Source organism: Terriglobus roseus (assembly GCF_900105625.1).
Lineage (GTDB): Bacteria > Acidobacteriota > Terriglobia > Terriglobales > Acidobacteriaceae > Terriglobus > Terriglobus roseus_B.
This window is the reverse complement of the sequence record NZ_FNSD01000001.1, coordinates 804692-827316: the sequence shown is the minus strand read 5'-3', so window position 1 is coordinate 827316 and position 22625 is coordinate 804692. Positions and strand designations below refer to the sequence as shown.

The window sequence follows — 22625 nt, the reverse complement described above, 5'->3', positions numbered from 1 at the left end:
AAGGACCTGCATTCCGCTCGCTGCGGCAAACATGTGAGGGGACCGCCGTTCCGTGCGGCCGATCAAGTCAGCGGCGTCCACGCAGAAGAGTTAGCCGAAGACTTCAGCACAGCCTCGATAAATCGAACACCTGCCACCCCATCCGCAACCGTCGGCAGCAGCAGAGAAGAGGCGTTGGCCTCACGACCTTCAATCCTCGCCGCGATCTGCTCCGCGAGATCGCTGTACAGCGTCGCGAACGCCTCGAAGTACCCTTCAGGATGACCGGTTGGCAGCCTTGTCCCCGCAGCGGGCGATGCCGTGACACCGGCGCCACCACGCGTCAGCAGGCGTGTCGGTTCTCCCAGCGGGGCGTGATGCACATAGTTGGGGTTCTCCTGGTGCCACGTCAGCGCGCCGGTCTCGCCGTAGATGCGGATGTTCAGATTGTTCTCTTCGCCAATGGCAATCTGAGACGACCACAGGCTCGCCTTTGCGCCGCCTTCAAAATGCAGCATGGCCTGCACATTGTCATCCAGCCGCCGACCGGCGACGAAAGTCGAGAGGTCAGCAGCAACTTCCTTCGGCTTCAGTCCGGTCACGAAGCATGCCGTGTGAAAGGCATGTGTTGCAATGTCGCCCAGGCAGCCCGCCGGTCCGCTCTTCGCAGGATCGGTGCGCCATGCAGCCTGCTTCGCGCCGGTATCTTCCAGCTTGGTTGCCAGCCACCCCTGCGCGTACTCCGCCTGTACCATGCGCACCGCGCCGATACCGCCGGAGGTCACGATCTCGCGCATCTGCCGCACCATCGGATAGCCCGAGTAGCTCTGCGTCACACCGAAGATCAGGCCGGAAGCTGCAACGGCTGCTGCTAGATCGTCAGCGTCTGCGAGGTTCGTCGTCAGCGGCTTGTCGCACATGACGTGAATGCCGGCAGCAAGGAAGGCCCTCGCGATGGCATGGTGCATGTGGTTCGGCGTAACGATGGCGACGACGTCGATCGGCTCCGGATGCTTCGCTTCGGCATCCGCCATCTCCTGGAAGCTCGCATACGCACGCGGAATCCGAAGCTCGGCCGCATACGCGCGGGACTTCTCTCCATCGGAAGAAAGCACCGCGGCAACGAGTTCGAAGCGATCGTCGATCCTCGCAGCCGTGCGATGTACCGCACCGATGAACGCTCCGGGACCGCCGCCCACCATGCCAAGCCGCAGACGGCGATTGAGTTTCGTCGTCATAGCTTGTCGCCCTTCAGGCCAAGCAATTGCCGCAGAACACTGTGATCGGTGGTGGCATCGGCGAAGTCGTCGAAGGCCCTGTCCGCAGTCTGGATGATGTGCTTCGCGATAAACGGAGCGCCCTCACGCGCGCCCTGTTCGGAACTCTTGATGCAGCACTCCCACTCCATCGTCGCCCAGCCATCAAAGCCGTACTGCGTGAGCTTCGAGAAGATGGCGCCGAAGTCCACCTGGCCATCGCCCAGCGAACGGAAGCGACCGGCGCGGTTCACCCAAGACTGGAAGCCGCCGTAGACGCCCTGACGGCCAGATGGCCGGAACTCCGCGTCCTTGACGTGGAACATCTTGATGCGGTCGTGATAGAGGTCGATGTACTCCAGGTAGTCCAGTTGCTGCAGTACGAAATGGCTCGGGTCATAGAGAAGGTTGCAGCGCGAGTGTTCATCGACCAGGTCCAGAAACATCTCGAACGACGCGCCATCGTGCAGGTCCTCGCCCGGATGAACTTCGTAGCAGAGGTTCACGTCGTTCTCGTCAAAGACATCCAGGATCGGCAGCCAGCGCTTGGCCAGTTCACGGAAGGCCGTTTCCACCAGGCCGTCGGGCCGCTGCGGCCAGGGATAGAGATAGGGCCATGCGAGCGCGCCGGAGAAGGTTGCGTGCTGCTTGATGCCAAGGTTCTTTGAGGCCAGCGCGGCGAAGTGCAACTGCTCCACGGCCCAGGCGGTGCGGGCCGCCGGCGCGCCGTGAACGGCGGGAGGAGCGAAGTTATCGAAGAGCAGATCATACGCGGGATGCACCGCGACCAACTGACCCTGAAGATGCGTCGACAGGTCGGTCAGTGTGAGTCCGTGGGCGGCTACGGTGCCCAGCAGATCGTCGCAGTATGTCTTGCTTTCAGCGGCCAGCGGCAGGTCAATCAGGCGCTTGTCCCAGCTTGGAATCTGGACGCCTTTGAAGCCCACGGATGCGGCCCAGTGGCAGATGTTCTCCAGCGTATTGAATGGCGCAACATCACCGGCAAACTGCGCCAGGAAGATGCCCGGTCCCTTGATCGTCTTCATGCGAATCCTTGCGTTGCTGCGAGTGGAGTCCGTGCGCAGGGCACGCGGGTCATCTTACTGCGTCGGGCCGTTGGAGCGTGTGACAGGGGCTGGCGCAAGCCGTGCCGGCGTCGACTGCTGCACAAGGTCCAGCGGATTCAGTCCCTTCTTCGCATTCGGATCCATCGCTTCCAGGTCGGCACGATAGCTGACCGTATTGGCCGTCGGGAAGCTCGATGGTACCGGCTGGGTCACTTTGCCGGTTGCAGCCCACTCGACGCCACGCTGAAAGATCACCACTGCATCCACGGAACTCTGTGCGACGCCGTCGTGTCCCCAGGCCGTATGCACAACGCGACCTTTGCCGAACTGTGAGACCATCACCATCGGCTCATCGAAGCCCGTGCCGTGATTCGTGGGATCAGAGTATGCCGTGGCCAGTACCGTCATGCCGCCGGGCCCACGCAGATTCGCATAGAGCTCATCGCCCTGGTGCATCCAGGTCTTCGGCAGACCCTTCATGATGGGGTTGCTCGTGTCCTGCACCGTGACCGTGTAGGGAACACGTGCGCCATGCATGCCGGCCTTGCCAGGCTTGTCGTCCGAGACGAGTTTGCCGTTCTGGTAGTACCAGTGCGGTCCGGACTTCTCATCGCGACCGCGCCAGCCACCCACGCCGATCATCTCATTGAATGCCTTCCAGTGTGGGAAGGCATTGTCCGCTGCGTGAACGCTAACTAGGCCGCCGCCATTCTTCATGTACGTCTCGAAGCTGGTCTTGACGTCGTCGCTCCAGCGTTCATCCGGTGCGTCGTAGTTCAACACGATGACCTGGTACTTACTCCACGCAGGATGAAACTGCGAGAAGTCACCGTCCTTGGCCGGAGCGGTCAGGACCTCAGTCTCGAAGAGACCGGTCTCGTCCAGTTCCTTCTTCAGGATGGGCGTGATCGCGGCCCAGTTGTGATACGGCGCAGCGCTTTCGCCATCGAGGATGAGTACATGAACCCGGGGCGCGGCCCACGCGCTCGCCGCCTGCAGGCCTAACATGCCGGCTGTCACCGCTATCGCAAAACGCTTCATACATCCCCCCGGGGTTCACTGACTGCGCTCACTTATTAGTGCGCTGGTTTCGCTGCTGCCGCGTGATGCTCCGGCAGGGTAAAGGCATACATGACACTGCCGCTGCTCAACAGCACGACCTGGTGACCATCGAGCTCATAAGTGATGGGTGACGACGCAATGTTGCCGCCCGAGTTGGTGTGCCACAACGTCTTACCAGTCGCCGTATCCAGCGCGAGGAAGTTACCCGAAGCATCGCCAGAGAACGTGAGGCCGGATGCGGTCGTCAGCACGCCCGAACCGCCGCGGCGGCCAAGCGGGTGCGTCCAGCGCGGCTTGCCCGTACGGTAGTCGATGGCGACCAGCTCACCCTTGCTCCACAGGCTGTAATCCGCGCCTGCCCAGCCGTAGGTGCCGTCGGCGGGCTTGGCGAAGTAGAGGCTGTAGCTCGGGGAAGCGCTCACGATGAACAGTCCTGTCTTCGGATCGAAACTGGGCGAACGGAAGTTGGTCATGCCACTCTCATCCGGTGCGATCAGACGGCCGTCCTGCGCAGGCTCCTTCGCCGGATTTGGGATGGGGCGGCCATCCTTGTCCACGCCGAGCGTCCAGTTCACCGGACCGAAGTTGGTCGTGAGGATGCTCTTGCCCGTCACCCGATCAATCACAAAGAAGTAGCCGTTACGCGATGCCTGCATCAGCACCTTGCGCGGTTTGCCCTCGAGGGTGACGTCCGCGAGCACCGGGATCTCGACAGCATCCCAGTCATGCGTGTCATGAGGCGATGGCTGGAAGGCCCACTTCAGCTTGCCCGTCTCAGGATCCAGCGCGACGATGCTGCACGTGTACAGGTTGTCGCCGGGACGCACCGTGCCGTTCAGCACCGGCGTCGGGTTACCCGTGCCCCAGAACATCAGGTGCTGTTCAGGATCGTAAGTGCCGGTCATCCAGATGTTGCCGCCGCTGGTGGTCTTCGGCGTACCAACGGGAGGCGTCGCGTCCCACTGCCACTGCGTCTTGCCCGTATCGGGATCAAGCGCGCGGAGAAACCCTTGCAGATTATCGAAGTCACCCGACGCGCCCACCATGACGTGATTGCCCACGATCAGTGGCGACATGGTGGACCACTGACCCTTGTTCGAATCAGCGACCATCACATCCCAAAGCACCTTCCCGGTCTTCGCATCCAGCGCTTCCACGTGCGCATCGCTGGTCATGTAATAAAGCTTGTCCTTCAACATGCTGACGCCGCGCTGCCCAATGTGGAAGGCCTTGTTCTGTGGCGCGGCATAGTGCCAGATCATATGACCGGTGCGTGCATCCACGGCCCACACGTGATCGGGCATGGTGAAGTACAGAATGCCGTCCACAAGAATCGGCGTGGCCTTAAAGGTATTGCCGCCGCCACCCAGTCCGCTCTGAAATGTCCAGGCGAGCGACATCTGCGAGACATTCGCGGGCGTGATCTCCGTCAGCGGGCTGTGACGCTGGCCGGTGTAGTCACCGTGATATCCAGGCCAGCTATCGCGCGGAGGGTTCTTCAGGATGGCATCCGTTACGCCTTGTGCCGACGCGCCAACGGAAGTTACGGCAACGGCTGCAAGAGCAAACGCGCGCACAGTGTGCAGGAGACTCATAGAAGGAAACCCGGCTTTCATCGGTGGTAGCAAGTCCGTTACTTCAGCGTGTTGATGTACGCGTAGAGATTGTGAATGTCTTCGTCGGTGTACTTACTGAAGAGCGCGACATGTGCGTCGACCGGGCTGTCTTCCTTGTAAGTCACAGCCGTCACGGGCCATGAGTGATACACGCCGAAGCTGTCCGTCATACCGAGGACAAACTCATCTTTGTAAGTCTCTACGCCGGTCAGCGTCACGCCGGTGCGCGTCTTCACCGTCACCTTGGTCTTGGCGTCGCGGGGCGAGAGCATCTCTTCTTCAAGGCGAAGGCCCGTATACTTTTTCGCCACGCCCGCCAGGTCACCCGTGGCAGAGTGGCAGCTGACGCAGCCGCCGGTCGTCTCAAAGTACTTCTTACCCGCCGCAACATTGCCGGTCAGCAGATCGGAATCTTCGACGCCCTTACGAACGCCCGTCTGCGACATCGCTTTGTCCTGTTGCGAGTGGATGAAGGCCACCAGTTCTACGATTTCGGTGTCCGGAAGGCTGAAGCGCGGCATGCCCTTGTCGGGTCGGCCGTTGCGGACAACCGCTCCGATGCCCTCGCCGTTCTTATCGCCGCTGACAACCTTGGACCGTGTCAGGTCCGGGCCGCTCTCACCGCCGCCCGCGTCCTTGCCGTGGCAAAAGGCGCAGTTCTGTAAGAAGAGGCTGCCGCCCGCATCAATCTGCGCTGCGGTGAACTTGGCATGCTCCGGAGGAGGACCCTGCGAACCCACAGTCGCCTGGGCGCGCGCAGGAACCGCGGGTACCGGTGTCGCATTCTGAGCCGAAACACCAGGCAGGAAGGGCACCGAGGCCGCCGCGGAGATGGCCAGCGCGGCCAGCGTCGTCTTGAACAAGAGATTCATTACAGTCCACTTCCTGTGCTTCGTATTGCTGCCGCAAAACCTGGAGCTTCGCAGCGACTTCATGCAAGATCGGATTTAGTTGTTGGCGAAGACTATATGTACCCGTTCGAAGCACTGTCAAGCAAAGCGCGCCTCGAATGTGTGTCTTGCGCGCGTTCGTGACGCGCATTTCACTGCCCCATAAACAGAGCCGCGACCGGGTCAGCGCGACGTTACGCGCTGACCGTGTTCTCCAGCGTGCCAATGCCGTCGATGCTGATCCGGACCACATCGCCGGGCTGCAGCGTGAATTCGTTGGGTGGAACGATGCCGGTGCCGGTGAAGAGCAGGGCGCCAAACGGGAAGCTCAGCTCGCGGAACAGATACTCCAGCAACTCTTCCGGATCACGTTTCAGTTCTGCGAGCGTCGTGCTGCCGGTGACGACATCATGGCTGCCTCGAATGATCTCAAGCTCGATTGCCATCGTCTTATCGAGCGGCGCACCCGCTGTCAACAGGATGCATGGACCCAGCGCACAACTGCCGTTGTAGACCTTGGCCTGCGGCAGGTACAGCGGGTTCTCGCCCTCGATATCACGCGAACTCATGTCGTTGCCGATGGTCAGACCAATCTGCTCACCGCGCGCATTTGCCACCAATACCAGCTCCGGTTCCGGGATCGACCACGTCGCGTCGGTGCGAATACGGACATCGTCACCCGGCCCCACAGCACGCCAGCCGGCGCTTTTGAAGAACAACTCCGGACGCTGTGCCACATAGACCCGGTCATAGAAGTCGCCACCGCCTGCGGCCTTGCTCTCTTCCATGCGCGCATCGCGGCTGCGATAGTACGTCACGCCCGAGGCCCAAACCTCCTGTGAAGTAACGGGCGCCAGGATCGTAGAAGCATCCAGAGCCACAACCGTGCCCTTGGTCGCTTCCTCCGCGCGCATCATCAGGTCTGTACTGTTCAGCAGCTCGTCCCAGCTCTCTGCGGCGATGCGGTACGCCTTGCCGTCTGCTTCCACCAGGAAGCCCTGTGTCGTCCGATAGAGTTTCAAGTCGGTTCTCCTATATCTGAAGTCGAGCGGTGATGGCATTGGCGTCATAGACACAACCGCCCCATACGCCGCCACTGGCCTGCACCAGCGCAGCCCAAAGGCGTGTGTCATCGGTCATGTCCGGATGTGGTTTCAGATCGGTGCGCGGCGAGCGTGCCGCCAGCCGTTTCGACCCTTCCTCGGCAGGGAAAGTCTGCACGCCTTCCCCAACCAGGTCAACCGTTGCATGCAGGCTATTGCGATCGACCAGGATGCTGATGGTGTCGCCATCCACAATGCGGCCGATAGGGCCGCCCGCCAGCGCCTCCGGAGAGATGTGGCCGATGCATGCACCCGTCGACACTCCACTGAAGCGAGCATCCGTAAGCACAGCCACATGCTTGCAGAAGGGCAGGTTCTTCAGGGCAGAGGTGATCTGGTAGACCTCCTGCATGCCCGCGCCAAGGGGGCCGCCGCATACCAGCACCATCACATCGCCGTGCGACACCTTGCCATCCTTGATCGCATGAATGGCGTCGGCCTCCGTGATGAAGACGCGTGCCGGACCCGTGTGGCGATAGACACCGTCGGCATCGATCAGCGTTGGATCAATCGAGGTGCTCTTGATCACCGAGCCATCCGGCGCGAGGTTGCCAACAGGGAAGCACACCGTTGGTGTCAGACCGCGCAACCGCGCACCATCGGGCGAGAAGATGACATCGTTCGCATCGATCCCGTCCAGTTGCAGAAGGCGTGCGCGCATCTGTGTGCGGCGTTCGCTTGACTCCCACCAGTCCAGATTGGCATCCAGCGTCTCGCCCGTAACCGTGCGGACCGAGGTATCGAGAAGACCCGCGCGACGCAGGTGCAGCATCACCTCCGGAACTGCGCCCGCGAGGAAGACCTGCACCGTTGCATAGCCTTGCGGGCCGTTGGGCAGTGCGTCCACCAGTCGCGGCACAGCGCGATTCACCGCAATCCAATCCTGCGTCGTGGGCCGCTTCAACCCGGCAGCATGCGCCACCGCGGGGATGTGAAGCAGAAGATTTGTCGATCCGCCGAAGGCAGCGAAGACCACCATCGCATTCCGAATCGCGGCATCGGTCAACACGTCCCGCGTTCCCATGCCAAGTGCTGTCATGCGCAGCATCGCCATTGCGGATTGCTTCGCGGCGCGCAGCCACACAGGCTGGCCCGAAGGTGCCAGTGCAGTATGCGGCAGCGACATACCAAGCGCCTCTGCGACTACTTGCGATGTGGCAGCGGTGCCCAGGAACTGGCATCCACCACCCGGCGATGCGCAGGCCTTGCAGCCCATCTCCGCCGCGTAGTCCAGTGAGATCTGTCCCTGCGCAAATCGCGCGCCAATGGTCTGCACCTTGCCCGCGTCTTCGCCCTCCTCGGGGAGCAGCGTGACGCCGCCGGGTACCAGGATGCTCGGATAAGAACCGGAGGAGGCAAGCGCCATCATCATGGCGGGCAAGCCCTTGTCGCACGTCGCCACGCCGATGACGCCCTTGCGCGTCGGCAGCGACCGCATCAACCGGCGCAGCACCATCGCCGCATCGTTGCGATACGGCAGGGAATCGAGCATGCCTGCCGTGCCCTGAGTGCGTCCATCGCAAGGATCCGTCACAGCGCCGGCGAACGGGATCGCGTGCCTGTTGCGCAGCGTGCGTGCAGCCTCCGCAACGAGCAGGCCCACCTCCCAATGCCCAGTGTGAAAGCCAAGCGCAATGGGCGTTCCATCTTCGGCGCGAACGCCGCCATGCGTGCTGAGGATGAGATATTCGGGGTCGCGCAGACGTGCCACGTCCCAGCCCATCCCGGCATTCTGCGACAGGCCGAACAGGTTGCCGGACGGCTGCTGGATCAGCATCTCCGGTGTGATCGGCAGCGCGCCCTCCGGCCCGCGATCATGCGTGCGGAGAGCCGCCCAGTCTTCACCACCGTCCATCAGTTCCTGCAGTGTCACTCGCTTCTCTCTTCACGGAGACTCGAACAAAGGTGTTCGGCGACTACAAGCGTATACGTTGCCGTCGGAATGTGAGCCGTGGAAACACGGTACGAACCACAGGCAAAAAAAGAAGGCGGGACCGGACGTCTGCCGGGCCCGCCTTCACGTGCTTCATTCGATTAGAAGTGGATGCGGAGGACGAACTCCATGGTGCGTGGGTCCGTCGTGCCTGTCACCTGGCCAAAGTTCGACGAGCCAAGCTGGCTTGCGACCGTGAAGTAGGAGAGATGATTCGGTACGTTGAACATCTCTGCCCGGAATTCCGCGCCGATCGATTCGTGGATGGGAATGTTCTTCTGCAGGGCAGCATCCCAGTTGTTAAAGAGCGGTCCCATGGTGTCGTCGTACTTCAGGTTGCCATAGGTCCCCGGTGCCGGTGTCGCATACGCCGCAGCGTTGAGATACTGCTTACCCTGGTGGGCATAGCGATTCACACCGGCGACAAGGTTCGGACGTTGCGCAACGCTGTTGGTTCCAACAAGGTTACCGCTGCCGGCAGCCGTCGCCGCACCACTGGGCAGAGTTACATTCAGCGGTAAGCCATTCGCAATGCGGGTCAGGCCAGAGATCTGCCATCCGCCCAGCGCCTGCTTGTACCAGACCGTCTCATGCTGCCAGAACGGAATGGGGAAGACGTAACTGGCGACGAAGATCTTCGGCTGGTTATAGTTCGCCGGACCGTAATCCGCGTGAACGTTGGTGCTGTCCTGTGGCTGATAGTCAAAGGTCGAACCGTCGGTAAGCGCCTTGGACCACGTGTAAGACAGTGTTACAAGGCCGCCCTTGCTGAAGCGGGTCTGCATACGCGCCTGGAGCGAGTTATAGTTCGACACCGCACCATTTGTGTACTGGTAGATCTCGCCATAACCTCTGTATGGCCGAAGTGCGTTGACCGCGATTCCCGGATTTGCCTGGATCGTGCCCGCTGCACCCTGGTTCAGGTTCTTGCGGTAGGTGAGATTGGAAGAGCGCGACCCAACGTAGTTCACTTCGATGGACGTGTTGCTGAACAGCTTGTGCTGCACGCCCATGCTGTAGTTGTGAATGCGAGGCGGCGCCAGACCCGGATCCGCGGAGTTGGAGATGTTCTGCGGAGCTCCGGTGCTGACGCCGACGCTGCCGAGTGCATCGGCATTACCGGCGCTTGCGAGCGATGCCACCGCCACAAACGGAATCTGCGATACCGCGTTGTAAAGGTAGTTGCCTTCCACGCGCTCGTACGACATGCCATAACCGCCATGCAGCACGGTGGTCTGCTGGCCCGTCAAGTCATAAGCAAATCCCAACCGGGGCGCGAAAGTGTTGTAGACCGTCTGCACGATGCCGCCGGGACGCCCACGGAACAGTGCCTGCACCTGGGGGTTGTTATAGACGGTTGGCGAGACCACCTGCTTGGCCTTGTCTGAGAAGCCCGTACCGGGCAGCACAAGGCCGTTGAAGGGCGATGCATTTGAGGTGATCAGACCCGTTGTCGGACTCACCACGGCTGCCTTCGACTGGTCGTAAAGGGATGGATCGAAGAAGGCGAAGTTGTTGGCCCACGACGAGATCGGCGGCATGAACAACCACCGAACGCCAAGGTTTACAGTCAACCGGCGGCTAAGGGTCCAGTCATCCTGAACGTAGGTCTCAAACTGCGGAAAGCGTGCCTGCACCGTAGGAATGCTGCTGCCCTCGGTGTAGGCCGAAAAGTTACCCTGCACCAGCGAAGCAAGATTGGCGAAGGTGAACTGACCGTTCAGAGCCGGCGGCGAAGTCTGGTTCTTACGCGCACGCCAGAAGTATGCACCGGTCTTGAGCGAATGATTGCCGAGGACAACGGAAAGATCATCTTTCAGTGCGTAGATGCGTTGCGAGTTGTCGAACTGACGCGGCGTCACACCAGGATTGCTGAAGCCCGTGACACTTACCTGCGGGATGATGTTGGACGCGTTGTAGAGCGTGGCATACGTCAGACCGTAGTTCGATCGAAGAATCGGTTTGTTCCCGAACTGCGGATTCGGGCGGATGTTGCCACCCTCGTTGATGATGTTTCCGGAGTAGGAACCCACTGCCGTATTCACCATCTTGGAGTTGAAGGTGTGCGTCCACTGCAGGGAAGCAGTCAGTCCGGGAATGGTGCGGTCATAGATGACATAGTTCGTTGGATTGCCAATATTCAGAACGTTGTCATGCACGAAGTGACCGCTGATATGGTTCTTCTCGTTGATGTTGTAATCCACCTTCACGAGGTATTCCGACTGGTTGTTATTGCCAAGGCTGAAGTAAGTGAGTGAGCCTGTCGGGTCGGTAATAAGGGTCGAGGCGAGGGCCCTGCCGGTAGCCGTGGTGGGGCCGGCCAACGCTGCGGTGAGAGCAGCCGGTGTTACGACTGCTGTGGTTGTCAGCGTGGATGCGCGGAGACGCTTGAACTCCTGACCGGCAAAGAAGAACAGCTTTTCGCGGCTCTGATTGAAGTGGCCGGGGATGAAGATCGGACCGCCGAACGTCCATCCGAAATCGTTGTAACGCAGCGGTGCCTTACGCGCGACAGCGCCGATGGGACGGTAGGGATAGGCCTGAATGGCATCGTTGCGCAGATACTCATACACGTTGCCGTGGTAGTCATGCCCACCACTCTTGATGGCAACGGATACGGTCGCGCCCGACGTGCCGCCATAACTCGCGTCATAGCTTGAGGCCGCGTTGCGGAACTGCTGCAGGGAATCGGGCGAGATGTTGACGAAGTTATTGCCGCCACCACCGTTGTCCTTGTTATCGACACCATCAATAAAGAAGTTTGCGGAGTCGGTACGGATGCCGTTGACGGACTGCGAATTGCCGTTGACGCCATAGGTGCCGAAGATGGCGAAGCCGCTGGCCACCGTCTGCGAGACGCCCGGCTGAAGGGTGAGCAACTGGACGTAGTTACGGCCATTCAACTGGATCTGCGTTGCTTCCTGGCTGGTGACAACACCACCGATCTCAGCCGTGGTGGTCTGGATCATGATCGAGTCAGCCCTCACCTCGACGGTCTCGCCAATGCTGCCCAGGCTCAGCGTGACGGGCACGGCGGGCTTGCCGCCAACATCAACGTTCACACCGCTGATCACGGACTTCTTGAAACCCTGCATGTCGATGGTGATGTTGTACGTACCCACCGGAATATTCAGAACGTCGTAGACACCGTCGCCGTTGGACTTGGCAGTGCGGGTGGCGCCTGTGGCGGTGTTGGTCACGGTCACGGTCGCACCGGGCACAGAGGCTCCGGACGGATCTGTGATGGTACCGCTGATCTGCTGACTATCGACCGCCTGACCTGCCGCCATGCCAGCGCTAACGCAGGACAGGACGAGACAACTAAGAACTTCGCGCTTCATACGACCCCCTAACAAACTTCAAACCAACTGCAATGCGCGAACAGCAGAGTCTCGTCCTTCGGCACTTCATTCGCCTCTGGATTGTTATCGGGCTTCGTTGAACTTACTCACGGCCCGTCAATCGCTCTTTTGTACGCGGCGCAAACTATATAGGAGTGAAGGCATTCACTGTCAAGGATTTCCTGCAAGAGATTTCAAAGGAAAAACCTCCCCCTGTTTCGAGGGTTCAACTGCTGCTGTCAGCGTGGAGTAACGGTCAACAGCCGCGGTCCATCCTCCATTGATCCAGGCGCGCCACGGCAGTTAAAACGGCTACGGAAGAGACATCGAGACCTTAAACACGTTGACTCCTTCTTCCCCGGAAACGCCACGGTTTCCACCTGCCCGCACAATCCTGAGACGTCTCATTGATTGCCTTGAAATCTTGTAAGTAGTTAATAATAAGGGATTTGTGCGCAGACACGCTTGACCGGGATCTCGCCGAAAAAAATGCGTGTTCACGGCATGTCGTGTGCCGTGGGTTGCCCTTGCCGGCGGTGTTTCCCAATCGACTCGATTCGTTTGCCAATGCCAAACAGACCAGCCTATACTCGGCCGGTTTGGTTGCTGGCTGCGAGTGATCTTGTGCGATCAGCAGGCTGCCAAACCGGCTTTGTTGGCCGAGCTTTCACGCATCGACATCCAGCGTGGCGCGTCCAACAAAACGTGGCTTGCACCGGCGGAAGTAAGACTCGCGGCAGCCAGAAGAGAGAAGGCAGGAAGCATGGCAGCACTATTGGAAGTGGAAGACCTCAACGCGGATGCCGCGCTGGAGAAGGAATTGAACCCCTGGGAGGCGCAAGCCGCCCGCTTTGACTTTGCCGCGAAGAAGCTGGACCTGGACACAGGGATCTGGAAGGTACTGAGCCAGCCGGCACGCGAGATCATCGTGCACTTTCCGGTGATGATGGATGACGGCCGCATCGAGGTCTTTACCGGTTTCCGCGTGCAGCACAGCGTGGCCCGCGGTCCGGCCAAGGGCGGCATCCGCTACGCACCCGACGTAAACCTGGACGAGGTCCGCGCTCTGGCGAGCTGGATGACGTGGAAGTGCGCCGTGGTGAACATCCCGTTCGGCGGCGCCAAGGGGGGCGTGATCTGCGACCCGAAGAAGATGAGCCAGGGTGAACTGGAGCGCATGACCCGCCGTTACACCGCGGAGATGATCGAGGTCTTCGGGCCGGAGAAGGACGTTCCCGCGCCGGACGTCAACACCAACGAACAGACGATGGCCTGGATCATGGATACCTACTCCATGCACATGCGTCAGACGGTCACCAGCGTGGTGACGGGCAAGCCGATCAACATTGGCGGATCGCGTGGCCGCAGTGCCGCCACTGGCCGTGGTGTCTCCATCGCCTGCGACCAGGCGCTGAACTACCTGGGCATGAAGCCCGCTGACTGCCGCGTGATCATCCAGGGCTTCGGGAATGTTGGATCGAACGCCGCGCTGTTGTTGAAGCGAAAGGGCTACAAGGTCATCGGCATCGCCGAGTGGGATGGCGGCCTGCTGAATGAACAAGGCATCGACGTACCAGCGCTCGTGGAGCATCGAAAGAAGACTGGCAGCATCAACGGCTTCGCCGGTGCAGCCGAGGCGAACAGCGAGGAACTGCTGACCACGGTCTGCGAGATCCTGATTCCCGCCGCGCATGAGAACGTCATCACCAGCCGCAATGCCGGTGCGGTGAAGGCGAGAATCCTCGTCGAAGGCGCCAACGGTCCAACGACGCCTGCGGCGGACGAGATCCTCGAGAAGAACGGTGTTTTTGTCGTACCGGACATCCTCGCAAATGCCGGTGGCGTGACGGCCAGCTACTTTGAGTGGGTGCAGGACCGCATGGGCTACTTCTGGACGGAGGAAGAGGTCAACGACCGCCTGGACCGCCTGATGGTGCAGAGCTTCATCGATGTCATCCGTTACGCGGAGGAGCACGGTGTGAACAACCGCATCGCAGCGTACATGCTGGCGATCGACCGCGTGGCCTATACGACCAAGCAGCGCGGCATCTACGCCTGAGTATCTCGAAAGGGCAAGGGGAGGGATCTGCATACGGTCAGGGCATCCGGCAGAATGCAGATCCCTTTCGCGACTCGGACGGTCAGACCCGTGCGCTAATCGTGAGCGCGTCTCCAAGCTGTGCAAGAATCATGGTGACGCCGCCTCCAGGCATGGTGCTTGATCGCGGCCAGGTGCCCTGGTGAATCTTCCCAATTCCATGACGATGAGCCGCATTGCATGCGTGCCGCTGCTCATCTGGCTGCTGTCCGGCAGCTTCCCTGCGCATGGTCATGAGCAGGAGATCGTTGCGTCGACGTTGTTCATCGCCGCGTCCATTACGGACGGGCTGGACGGCTACCTGGCGCGCCGCCGCGGACAGATCACCACCATGGGCATGCTGCTGGACCCGCTGGCGGACAAGCTGCTCGTCACCGCCGGCTACGTCTGTCTCATCAGCTTCAATCCCCGCATCGTTCCGCCATGGATCGCCGTGCTCGTCATCGGACGCGAGTTTCTGGTCAGCGGCCTGCGCTCCATCGCGGCAAACGAGGGCTTCACCATTGACGCCAGCGAGATCGGCAAACTGAAGACGGTGATCCAGATCGTCTCGGTCGTCGCCGCTATCCTCGACCACGGCTGGGACGCGTGGTGGATCGGTCCCGGATGGCAGCAGGGCACCGGCTGGTTCTTCGTGCCGGTCCACGTCATCGCGGTGACTGCGATCTACTGGATGGCGGCGGTATCGATCATCAGCGCGGTCGACTACTTCGTGGGCTTTTGGGGCAAGATCGACCATGCCAGCGCCCACAATCGCCGCAAGCGCGCCAGCGTTCTCAGCCGCAAGAAGGCCGTCGTGACCGTCGGCCCGACGGCTGGCGGGGCTTAGCGGCTCGATCCCGGCGAGTCACGCACTGGCCGCCCTCCGTGCGAAGATCAAGCGCTTTTCTCAAGTCTGAATTGGACTGCGCTCCACGGGTGAGCGGATCCCGATTCGCGCTGGTGCGAGGATGCTGCGGATGGGGCACCAAAGGTATTGGAGCAACAGAAAGGCCGTCGCGTGAGCGACGGCCTTTCTCGATTGCAAACAGCAAGTGCTTAGCGGGTGAACGAACCCACAGCCGAGGTCTCGTCATCCTTGACGTCGAACACGGTATACAGCTTGGTGATCTGGAGCAGGTCGTGGACCTTCTTGGTCAGGTTCAGCAGCTTCAGTTCGCCACCGGAGTTCTTCACGCTGGTGAATGCGCTGACCAGCTCGCCGATGCCCGAGCTGTCGATGTAGCTGACGTCACCCAGGTTCAGCAGGATGTTCTTGTCGCCCTTCGCGACGAGGTCGCGCACGGCGTCGCGCAGGGTAACGGAGCCTTCGCCCAGGGTGATGCGACCGCTCAGGTCCAGAATCGTTACGCCGTCAACCTGGCGCGTGCTTACCTTCATGCTCATCGTGCTCTCCTGCCGAAAGGATCGGCGAAATATGTTGCATTGCTGCTTGAAGTGAAAAGTTTCAGGCTGCGTTTTCCGCGGGCGTTCGGTGCTTGATCAGCGTTAGCTCTGTCCCGGGCGATAGCTGGCGAAAGTGTACCTCATCCATGAAAGCCCGCATGAGGAAGACGCCGCGCCCTGATCCTCGCAGGATGTTCTCCGGCGAGAGCGGGTCGGGAATGGTCTCCTCGTTGAAGCCGGTACCCTGGTCGCTGATGCGGAAGACCAGGTCGTCTTCGGTGGCTTCAAAGTTTGCGGTGACCTGCTTGTCGTGGCTGTAGGCATTGCCGTGGATGACCGCATTGACCGTCGCTTCGCGCACAGCCATGGCGATGCTCGATACGTCGTCTTCGTTGAAGCCGAAGCGGGCAGCGAAGCTTTCTGCTTCGTGCTCCACGCGGTCCACGGTTTCCAGTGTCGACGCCAGGGTAAGGCTGGTTCGGGTTGTGGGCGTGTTGGGCAACGGTCTCCGGTGCAGCGTCTGTGCAAATGTCCGGTCTTCCATCGAAGTGTGCTTCCCGCGGCGAGGAATGTCAAGAAAACATCCCGATTTGGATGCCGCCACGCGGCCGGAAGTTCCTTCCAATCAGCTCATTCGGTCTCTGTATTCGCCCGGACGCGAAGGCTTGGGTAGACTGCGAAGTGGAACCCCAATCGATAGGACAGGGAGGCAAGGTCGATGACCGAACAGACGATCCGTCGCACCAGCCTGTCTTCCATGATGGGCGCTCGAGTTCTTGACGCGGACGGCAACGCCAGCGGACGCATCGCGGAGTTCCTTCTGAAGTCGGAAGACGCTGGCACGCACGTCAGTTGCCTCGTGCTCTCCGCCTCTGGCAAGGTGCGGGACCGGCAGGTGTACACAGTGCCGCTCGGAGATCTGACCTTTAGCGCGCATGGGGAAATCCGTCTGCGCGCCGACACCGAACGCACCATCATGGAGCTCTCGCCCTCCTCGGTGCTGCTTGAGCGCGATCTGCTCGACCAGCAGATCATTGACGTTCACGGCCACAAGGTCGTACGCGTGAACGACGTCGATTTGGTGTGGGAGGTCGAGGCTGACTCCGTCTGTAAGCTGCGCATCGCCGAGGTTGAAGTGGGCATGCGCGGCGCCGTGCGAAGGTTGCTGAAAGGCCTGCCGCAGTCGCTGGTGGAGGCGTTGGCGCATCGCTTCCAGGCGCGCGTGATTCCGTGGGAGTTCGTCGACCTGATCGATCGCGATCCGGCGCGTCGTGTTCGCCTGAAGATTGAAGGCGACCGCCTGTCGAACATGCACCCGTCGGACATCGCGGACATCCTTGCAGAGCTTGCACCGGCGGAACGCGAAGCCGTCTTCACGTCTCTGGACGAAGAGATCGCGGCCGAGGCGCTTGAGGAAGTCGATCCCAAGTTGCAACGCTCGCTGCTTGAGGGGATGGACTCCAGCCGCGTCGCCGACATCGTGGAAGAGATGGATCCGGGCGCTGCCGCCGACCTGTTGGCGGAACTGTCGGAAGAGCGTTCCGAGGCCATCCTGCACGAGATGGAGCCCGAGGAGCGCGCACACGTCGAAGAACTGCTGGAGTTCCCGGAAGACTGGGCCGCGGGCCGCATGACGACGGACTACGTCGCGCTGCCGGACTCTGCGGATGTGCAGCACGCGGTGGATGCGCTGCGTGTCTTTGAAGGCGACCTGGAGACGGTGAATGAGATCTTTCTGCTGAACGAATCACAGCATCTGACCGGCGTTGTCACCCTCGCGCGCATGATGCTCGCCGAGCGCTCGACACCGCTAAAGGCCATTCGCGAACCGCGCATGCATACCTGCTCCATCGACGCAGGCAGCCGCGAAATCGCAGAGCAGTTCGACAAATACAACCTGCGCTCGCTTGCCGTGCTGGAGCACGACCGCCAGCTCGCCGGCGTGATCTATCCAGAACACGTGATCGCGCTGTTGCGGGCGGGGCGCTGACACGATGCGGATTCTGTATGTCGCGCAGCTAGCGCCCTTCGATTCCGCGCTTTTCCGTGCCATGGCATTGCGCCGAGAGGGACACGACGTAACGACGGTCAACACGCTGGACTACCTGAACAGCAACGCGCTCATGCAGAAGTTGGAATTTCGAGCCGTGATGGGCCCCGGCATATCGCGGCTGAACAAAGACATTCTGGCCATGGCGAAGCAGCTGCAGCCGGACATTGTGTGGGCGGACAAGGTTCTCGGTATGCGTCCGCAGACGCTGCAGACGCTTCGTTCGTGGGGGATCGTGACGGTCTCGTACATGATCGATAACTTCTTCGGACCACGCCGCGACCCCGGCTGGCGACTGTATGCGAAGACGATTCCTGACTACGATCTGCATTGCACGCAGCGCGATGTGAATATGCGCGACTACATGGCCGCCGGCGCACGGAATGTCATCAAGATCCAGACGGCTTATGAACCAACCGTTCACTTTCCTCCACCGGCTTTATGGAGCGACGAGGACCGAAATCGCGACGTGTCGTTCATCGGTACACCGTACGACCAACGACCGACCTTCTTGACTCAACTGTGGCGCGAATGCGGTTTCGCGGTGCAGGTGAACGGCAGCGTGATCTGGAAACCCGCGTTGGCAGCGGTCGGCGGACAGCAGATCTATAACGGCTCCGGGGAATTGCGCAATGCCGACTACCGTGAGGGCATCTGGCGTTCCCGTATCAATCTGTCTTTCCTGACGCACTCCAATCAGGACGAGTTCGTACATAAGAGCTTTGAGATTGCTGCTTGCGGAGGCTTCCTCCTGGCGGAGCGCTCCGCCGGTCACAAGCTTCGTTTTGAAGAGGATGTGGAAGCAGTCTTCTTTGAAGGGCTTGACGAATGCGCGGCCAAAATTCGTCAGTACCTTAAGGATGAGGGTGGAAGGGCATCCATCGCTGCGGCTGGTCAGAGACGCGCAACCACTTCGGGTTACGACAACGACACACAGATTCGGCAGATCATCGAGCGCGTCCGCACCCTCATTGCAAGTCGCCCCTCTCGGGCGGGAACGGGTAAAGCCGAATGAGGCACGATCTTGCGGACGGGGCGTTCGCTCCAGATGAATTGTTTGATGTCTGTATCGTCGGCGCTGGCGCTGCGGGAACCGTGCTGGCTTTAGAACTGTCACGCGCTGGTCGCAGGGTGATCCTGATGGAGAGCGGTGGACCCACCCTGGAGGAACCATCGCAGAAGCTTTATGACACGGATGTCATTGGTCAGCCGCACACCGGCGTGCACAAAGGCCGCTTCCGCGCGTGGGGTGGTACGACCATCCGATGGGGTGGCCAGATCCTGGAGCTTGAACCCATTGATTTTGCACATCGGGACTGGGTCGCTCATAGTGGCTGGCCAATTACTAAAGACGATTTATTCCCTTTCTATGCGACTGCGTTCGAATTCGAAGGGCTAATTGCTTCGCTTCATCATGATGAAGAGGTGTGGAGGGCGGTCGGGGAAGAGCTTCCAGATCTTGGCAGCGAACTGGAGCCCTACTTCACACGCTGGTGCCCGCAGCCAAATTTCGCCCGGTTGCATGGTGCTGAGATGGCTGCCTCATCGCGTGTCTCTTCCGTGGTCCATGCGAATCTCATGGACGTCGTGCTTGAGGATGACGGTGTGCACGTGCGGAAGGCAGTCTTCCGCAGTCTCAACGGTAATCAGGCCACGGTGCGTGCCCGGGAATTTGTCCTCGCCATCGGCGCCATCGAAACGTCGCGGCTGCTATTGCATTTGCAGGAATCGCATGACGAACGCTGGAACCCAAATGGACTGGTTGGTACCGGCTTCCAGGATCACGTCGATTGTGACGTCGTTAACGTACGTCCGCTGGACCGCGAACGTTTCCTTGGCAGTTTCACCAATGTTCTTCTCGGCGGCTACAAGTACCATCCGAAGTTTCGGCTCTCGTCTCTGGCACAGAGCGAATATCGTGTCCTGAATGTCGCCGGCACCTTCGCCTTTCGCGATAGCTCGGATGAAATCGCCGGGGCGATCAAGTCAACAGGACGACGCTTGCTGCGCGGGGCGTGGGGCGAGATGGATGGGGCACAGGTGGTACATCTGCTGGCTAACTTCCCAATGCTGCTCCGACAAGCCTGGTCGTATAAGGTGAACCATCGCGTCTACAACAGCCCAGATGCAGCCCTGTCATTGCGTGTCCACTGCGAGCAGGAACCGGATGGCGCCAGCCGCGTCACGCTGGCTGACGAGCGCGACGCTCTGGGGATGCGCCGTGCGCGGCTCGACTGGCGAATCTCGTTGACGGAACTGGACACCATTCGCACGTTTCTCGATGTGGCAGGGCGTAACCTGAAGGAGCAGAAAATCGCGGAGCTTGTGCCGACCATTGACCTGCGGGATGATGCAGCTCTACGCGAACGCTGTGATGACGGGCTGCACCATATCGGCGGTACGAGAATGTCAGCGATACCCACGGACGGTGTCGTGGACGTCGACCTGCGATTGCACGGCATACCCAATCTCTCTCTTTGCAGTGCCTCCGTCTTCCCGACGGGCGGCTACTCCAACCCGACCCACACCGTGCTTGCACTAGCGGTCCGGCTTGCCAGACGACTGGCGCGGCAGACTGCCGCAGTCTAATTGCTCACTGAAAGAATCCTCCGATGATGCCGACGATCGATTTCGCAGATACTGGCCGCCGCACCACGCGCCTTGGCTTCGGCTGCTCCAGCATCATGGGTTCCATGGGCCGGCGTGAGTCGCTTCAAACGCTCCAATGGGCTTTTGACGCCGGTGTGCGGCACTTCGATGTCGCGCCCGCCTATGGCTACGGAGAAGCAGAGGGGTGCCTCGGGGAATTCCTGTCGCAACATCGCGAAGAAGTCACAGTAACAACGAAATTCGGCATAGCGCCCGCGAAAAATCCAGGGCTCATCGGTATTGCACGCAACCTGGCGCGACCTTTGATCAAAGCCATTCCGGCTCTTAAGGCGAAAGCGCAGCGCGCAGCGTCGGTGGTCGCGGCTGTTCCAGCAAAGCGCGACCTTTCCATCCAAAAGGCGCAGGCATCGCTTGAAAGCAGCCTGCGCAACCTTCGCGTCGATCGGATCGATCTCTTTCTGTTGCACGATGCGACTGCTGGTGAAGTCCGAGACTCGCCGCTGCTTGGGTTCCTGGAGAACGCAAAGCAGAAGGGAAGTATTGGCGCGTTCGGCGTGGGTACAGACCGTGGACATGCCAGTGCGATCCTTGCGGAGTCGCCCGCATACGCGCGTGTCGTTCAGCGTGAGTGGTCCGTGTTCGATGGCGTGGAGGATATCGACACATTCAAGATTCACCATCGGTCGCTGGCAGGCAACCGCCGCCGGCTGGAGCGATATCTCGCTTCAGAAGACATAGCCAAACGCTGGTCTGCCGCAACAGGCACAGACCTGCGTGCTCCCGGGGTCCTTGGCGAGCTGATGATGCGCGCGGCGCTCGGGACAAACCCGGTGGGCATCGTGCTCTTCTCGTCGAAGGACAACGCACACATTCGCTCCAACGCACTGCTGGCTGAGCCATCCGCTGCCAATGCGAAGGCTATGGAGCTCTACCGGTTGGTACAAGCAGAGGCCGATCAAATCCCGACGGAATTCACCGTATGAAGATGTTTAAGAGTTGGAAAGTCAGGATACTTTTCTTCCTGGCTGCGCTGGGGCCGGGCTTCATCACGGCTAATGTGGACAATGATGCCGGCGGCATTCTGACGTATTCGCAGGCGGGTGCGCAGTACGGTTACTCGCTGTTGTGGACGATGATTCCCATCACGCTGGCGCTGATCGTGGTGCAGGAGATGTGTGCCCGCATGGGCGCTGTGACCGGCAAGGGCCTCAGCGATCTGATTCGTGAAGAGTTCGGCCTGCGCATGACTGCTGTGATCATGTTTCTGCTGGTCATCGTGAACTTCGGCAACGTCATCGCGGAGTTCACTGGGATCGCTGGATCCATGCAGCTCTTCCATGTGAGTAAGTACATCGCCGTACCGGCTGCCGCTGCGCTGGTGTGGGTCATGGTCGTTAAGGGCGATTACAAGAGCGTAGAGAAGATATTCCTCTTTGCGTCCGTGGTGTATCTGGCGTACATCGTTGCTGGCGTACTTGGCCGCCCTGACTGGCATGCTGCGATGGTTGAGACGGTCAAGCTGCCGAATCGCTCCGCGTGGAAGGATCACAACTACGTCTATATGACGATCGGCGTCATCGGCACCACAATTACGCCGTGGATGCAGTTCTACCTGCAATCCTCGATTGTCGAAAAGGGCGTGACCGTTCGGCAGTACAAAGCGACACGGCTCGACGTCATCATCGGATCGATCTTTACCGATGTCGTTGCCTGGTTCATCGTCGTTGTCTGTGCTGCGACGCTGTTCGTCCACGGTGTCCGGCAGATCAACGTACCAGCCGATGCGGCCGAAGCACTCCGTCCCATAGCGGGCGACTATGCCTTCCTGCTCTTCGCAGCCGGGCTGTTTAACGCGTCGCTGTTCGCGGCTTCGATCCTGCCGCTGTCGACGGCCTACACCGTCTGTGAGGGCCTCGGATTTGAGAGCGGGCTGAACCGTACGTGGAAGCAGGCACCGGTCTTCTACTGGCTCTATACCGGCCTTATCGTCGCGGGCGCGGCGGTTGTGCTCATCCCCAACTTCCCACTGGTCAGCATGGCAATCCTGTCGCAGGTGTTGAACGGTCTGCTGCTGCCAGTTGTCATGTACTTCATGCTGCGGTTGATCAACAACAAGGAATTGATGGGCGAGTTCCACAACCGGCTATGGTTCAACATCATCGCGTGGGGAACGGCGGCAATTGTGACGGGACTTTCGCTGGTGCTGGTGTGGCAGTCGTTGCGGGGATAGGTTT

At 60.4% G+C, this 22625-nt stretch carries 17 protein-coding genes; 7 read left to right on the top strand and 10 right to left on the bottom strand.

All coding sequences use genetic code 11. The features are described 5' to 3' along the window. Positions 1 to 62: 62 nt before the first annotated feature. From BLW03_RS03415 to BLW03_RS03380, 8 genes are all read right to left on the bottom strand, one after another. Entirely contained in the window at positions 63 to 1217 is a 1155-nt protein-coding gene (locus BLW03_RS03415) for a Gfo/Idh/MocA family protein (protein ID WP_074652352.1), read from the bottom strand. Continuing rightward, positions 1214 to 2281, bottom strand: a complete 1068-nt coding sequence (locus tag BLW03_RS03410; protein WP_074652351.1) for a sugar phosphate isomerase/epimerase family protein — start codon at positions 2279 to 2281, stop codon at positions 1214 to 1216. The genes BLW03_RS03415 and BLW03_RS03410 overlap by 4 nt, the downstream gene beginning before the upstream one ends. 54 nt (positions 2282 to 2335) lie before the next feature. Further along, entirely contained in the window at positions 2336 to 3343 is a 1008-nt protein-coding gene (locus BLW03_RS03405) for a ThuA domain-containing protein (protein WP_074652350.1), read from the bottom strand. A gap of 35 nt (positions 3344 to 3378) precedes the next feature. Continuing rightward, a complete protein-coding gene (locus tag BLW03_RS03400) occupies positions 3379 to 4959 on the bottom strand; it encodes an acido-empty-quinoprotein group A (protein WP_074652349.1) in 1581 nt (526 codons plus the stop codon). A 38-nt stretch (positions 4960 to 4997) separates the two neighbouring features. After that, on the bottom strand, positions 4998 to 5852 hold the full coding sequence (locus tag BLW03_RS03395; RefSeq protein ID WP_074652348.1) for a c-type cytochrome: 855 nt from the start codon (positions 5850 to 5852) through the stop codon (positions 4998 to 5000). 212 nt (positions 5853 to 6064) lie between these two features. Beyond that, the gene (locus tag BLW03_RS03390) at positions 6065 to 6892 is read right to left on the bottom strand and encodes a fumarylacetoacetate hydrolase family protein (RefSeq protein ID WP_074652347.1); all 828 of its coding nucleotides are present in this window, start codon (positions 6890 to 6892) and stop codon (positions 6065 to 6067) included. 10 nt (positions 6893 to 6902) lie between these two features. Further along, positions 6903 to 8846, bottom strand: coding sequence for a YjhG/YagF family D-xylonate dehydratase (locus tag BLW03_RS03385; protein WP_170834944.1), 1944 nt, complete (start codon positions 8844 to 8846; stop codon positions 6903 to 6905). A 161-nt stretch (positions 8847 to 9007) separates the two neighbouring features. Then, entirely contained in the window at positions 9008 to 12247 is a 3240-nt protein-coding gene (locus tag BLW03_RS03380; protein ID WP_074652346.1) for a carboxypeptidase-like regulatory domain-containing protein, read from the bottom strand. A gap of 763 nt (positions 12248 to 13010) precedes the next feature. Between BLW03_RS03380 and BLW03_RS03375 the strand changes: the two genes are divergently transcribed. Together BLW03_RS03375 and pgsA are read left to right on the top strand one after the other, a co-directional pair. After that, complete coding sequence (locus tag BLW03_RS03375) at positions 13011 to 14306, top strand: Glu/Leu/Phe/Val family dehydrogenase (protein WP_074655741.1); 1296 nt, start codon at positions 13011 to 13013, stop codon at positions 14304 to 14306. A 181-nt stretch (positions 14307 to 14487) separates the two neighbouring features. Continuing rightward, on the top strand, positions 14488 to 15174 hold the full coding sequence (gene pgsA / locus BLW03_RS03370) for a CDP-diacylglycerol--glycerol-3-phosphate 3-phosphatidyltransferase (protein ID WP_074652345.1): 687 nt from the start codon (positions 14488 to 14490) through the stop codon (positions 15172 to 15174). A 209-nt stretch (positions 15175 to 15383) separates the two neighbouring features. Here the strand turns inward: pgsA and BLW03_RS03365 are convergent, their stop codons facing one another. Beyond that, on the bottom strand, positions 15384 to 15731 hold the full coding sequence (locus BLW03_RS03365; RefSeq protein ID WP_014786284.1) for an STAS domain-containing protein: 348 nt from the start codon (positions 15729 to 15731) through the stop codon (positions 15384 to 15386). A gap of 61 nt (positions 15732 to 15792) precedes the next feature. Further along, positions 15793 to 16275 carry an ATP-binding protein gene (locus BLW03_RS03360; protein WP_083350683.1) on the bottom strand — a complete coding sequence of 161 codons (483 nt, stop codon included), beginning with the start codon at positions 16273 to 16275 and terminating at the stop codon, positions 15793 to 15795. Positions 16276 to 16449: 174 nt separating this feature from the next. Here BLW03_RS03360 and BLW03_RS03355 point away from each other — a divergent pair, with 174 nt between their 5' ends. Genes BLW03_RS03355 through BLW03_RS03335 form a run of 5 tightly spaced genes read left to right on the top strand, consistent with a single transcriptional unit; the run spans position 16450 to position 22621 of the window. Beyond that, entirely contained in the window at positions 16450 to 17721 is a 1272-nt protein-coding gene (locus BLW03_RS03355) for a magnesium transporter MgtE N-terminal domain-containing protein (protein ID WP_074652343.1), read from the top strand. A 4-nt stretch (positions 17722 to 17725) separates the two neighbouring features. Beyond that, a complete protein-coding gene (locus BLW03_RS03350; protein WP_074652342.1) occupies positions 17726 to 18796 on the top strand; it encodes a CgeB family protein in 1071 nt (356 codons plus the stop codon). Beyond that, entirely contained in the window at positions 18793 to 20370 is a 1578-nt protein-coding gene (locus BLW03_RS03345; protein WP_074652341.1) for a GMC oxidoreductase, read from the top strand. The genes BLW03_RS03350 and BLW03_RS03345 overlap by 4 nt, the downstream gene beginning before the upstream one ends. Before the next feature lie 23 nt (positions 20371 to 20393). Further along, a complete protein-coding gene (locus BLW03_RS03340; protein WP_244501939.1) occupies positions 20394 to 21374 on the top strand; it encodes an aldo/keto reductase in 981 nt (326 codons plus the stop codon). Then, positions 21371 to 22621 (top strand): Nramp family divalent metal transporter, encoded by a 1251-nt coding sequence (locus BLW03_RS03335; RefSeq protein ID WP_074652340.1) that lies wholly within the window; start codon positions 21371 to 21373, stop codon positions 22619 to 22621. Before BLW03_RS03340 ends, BLW03_RS03335 begins: the two co-directional genes overlap by 4 nt. The last annotated feature ends 4 nt before the right edge of the window (positions 22622 to 22625 follow it).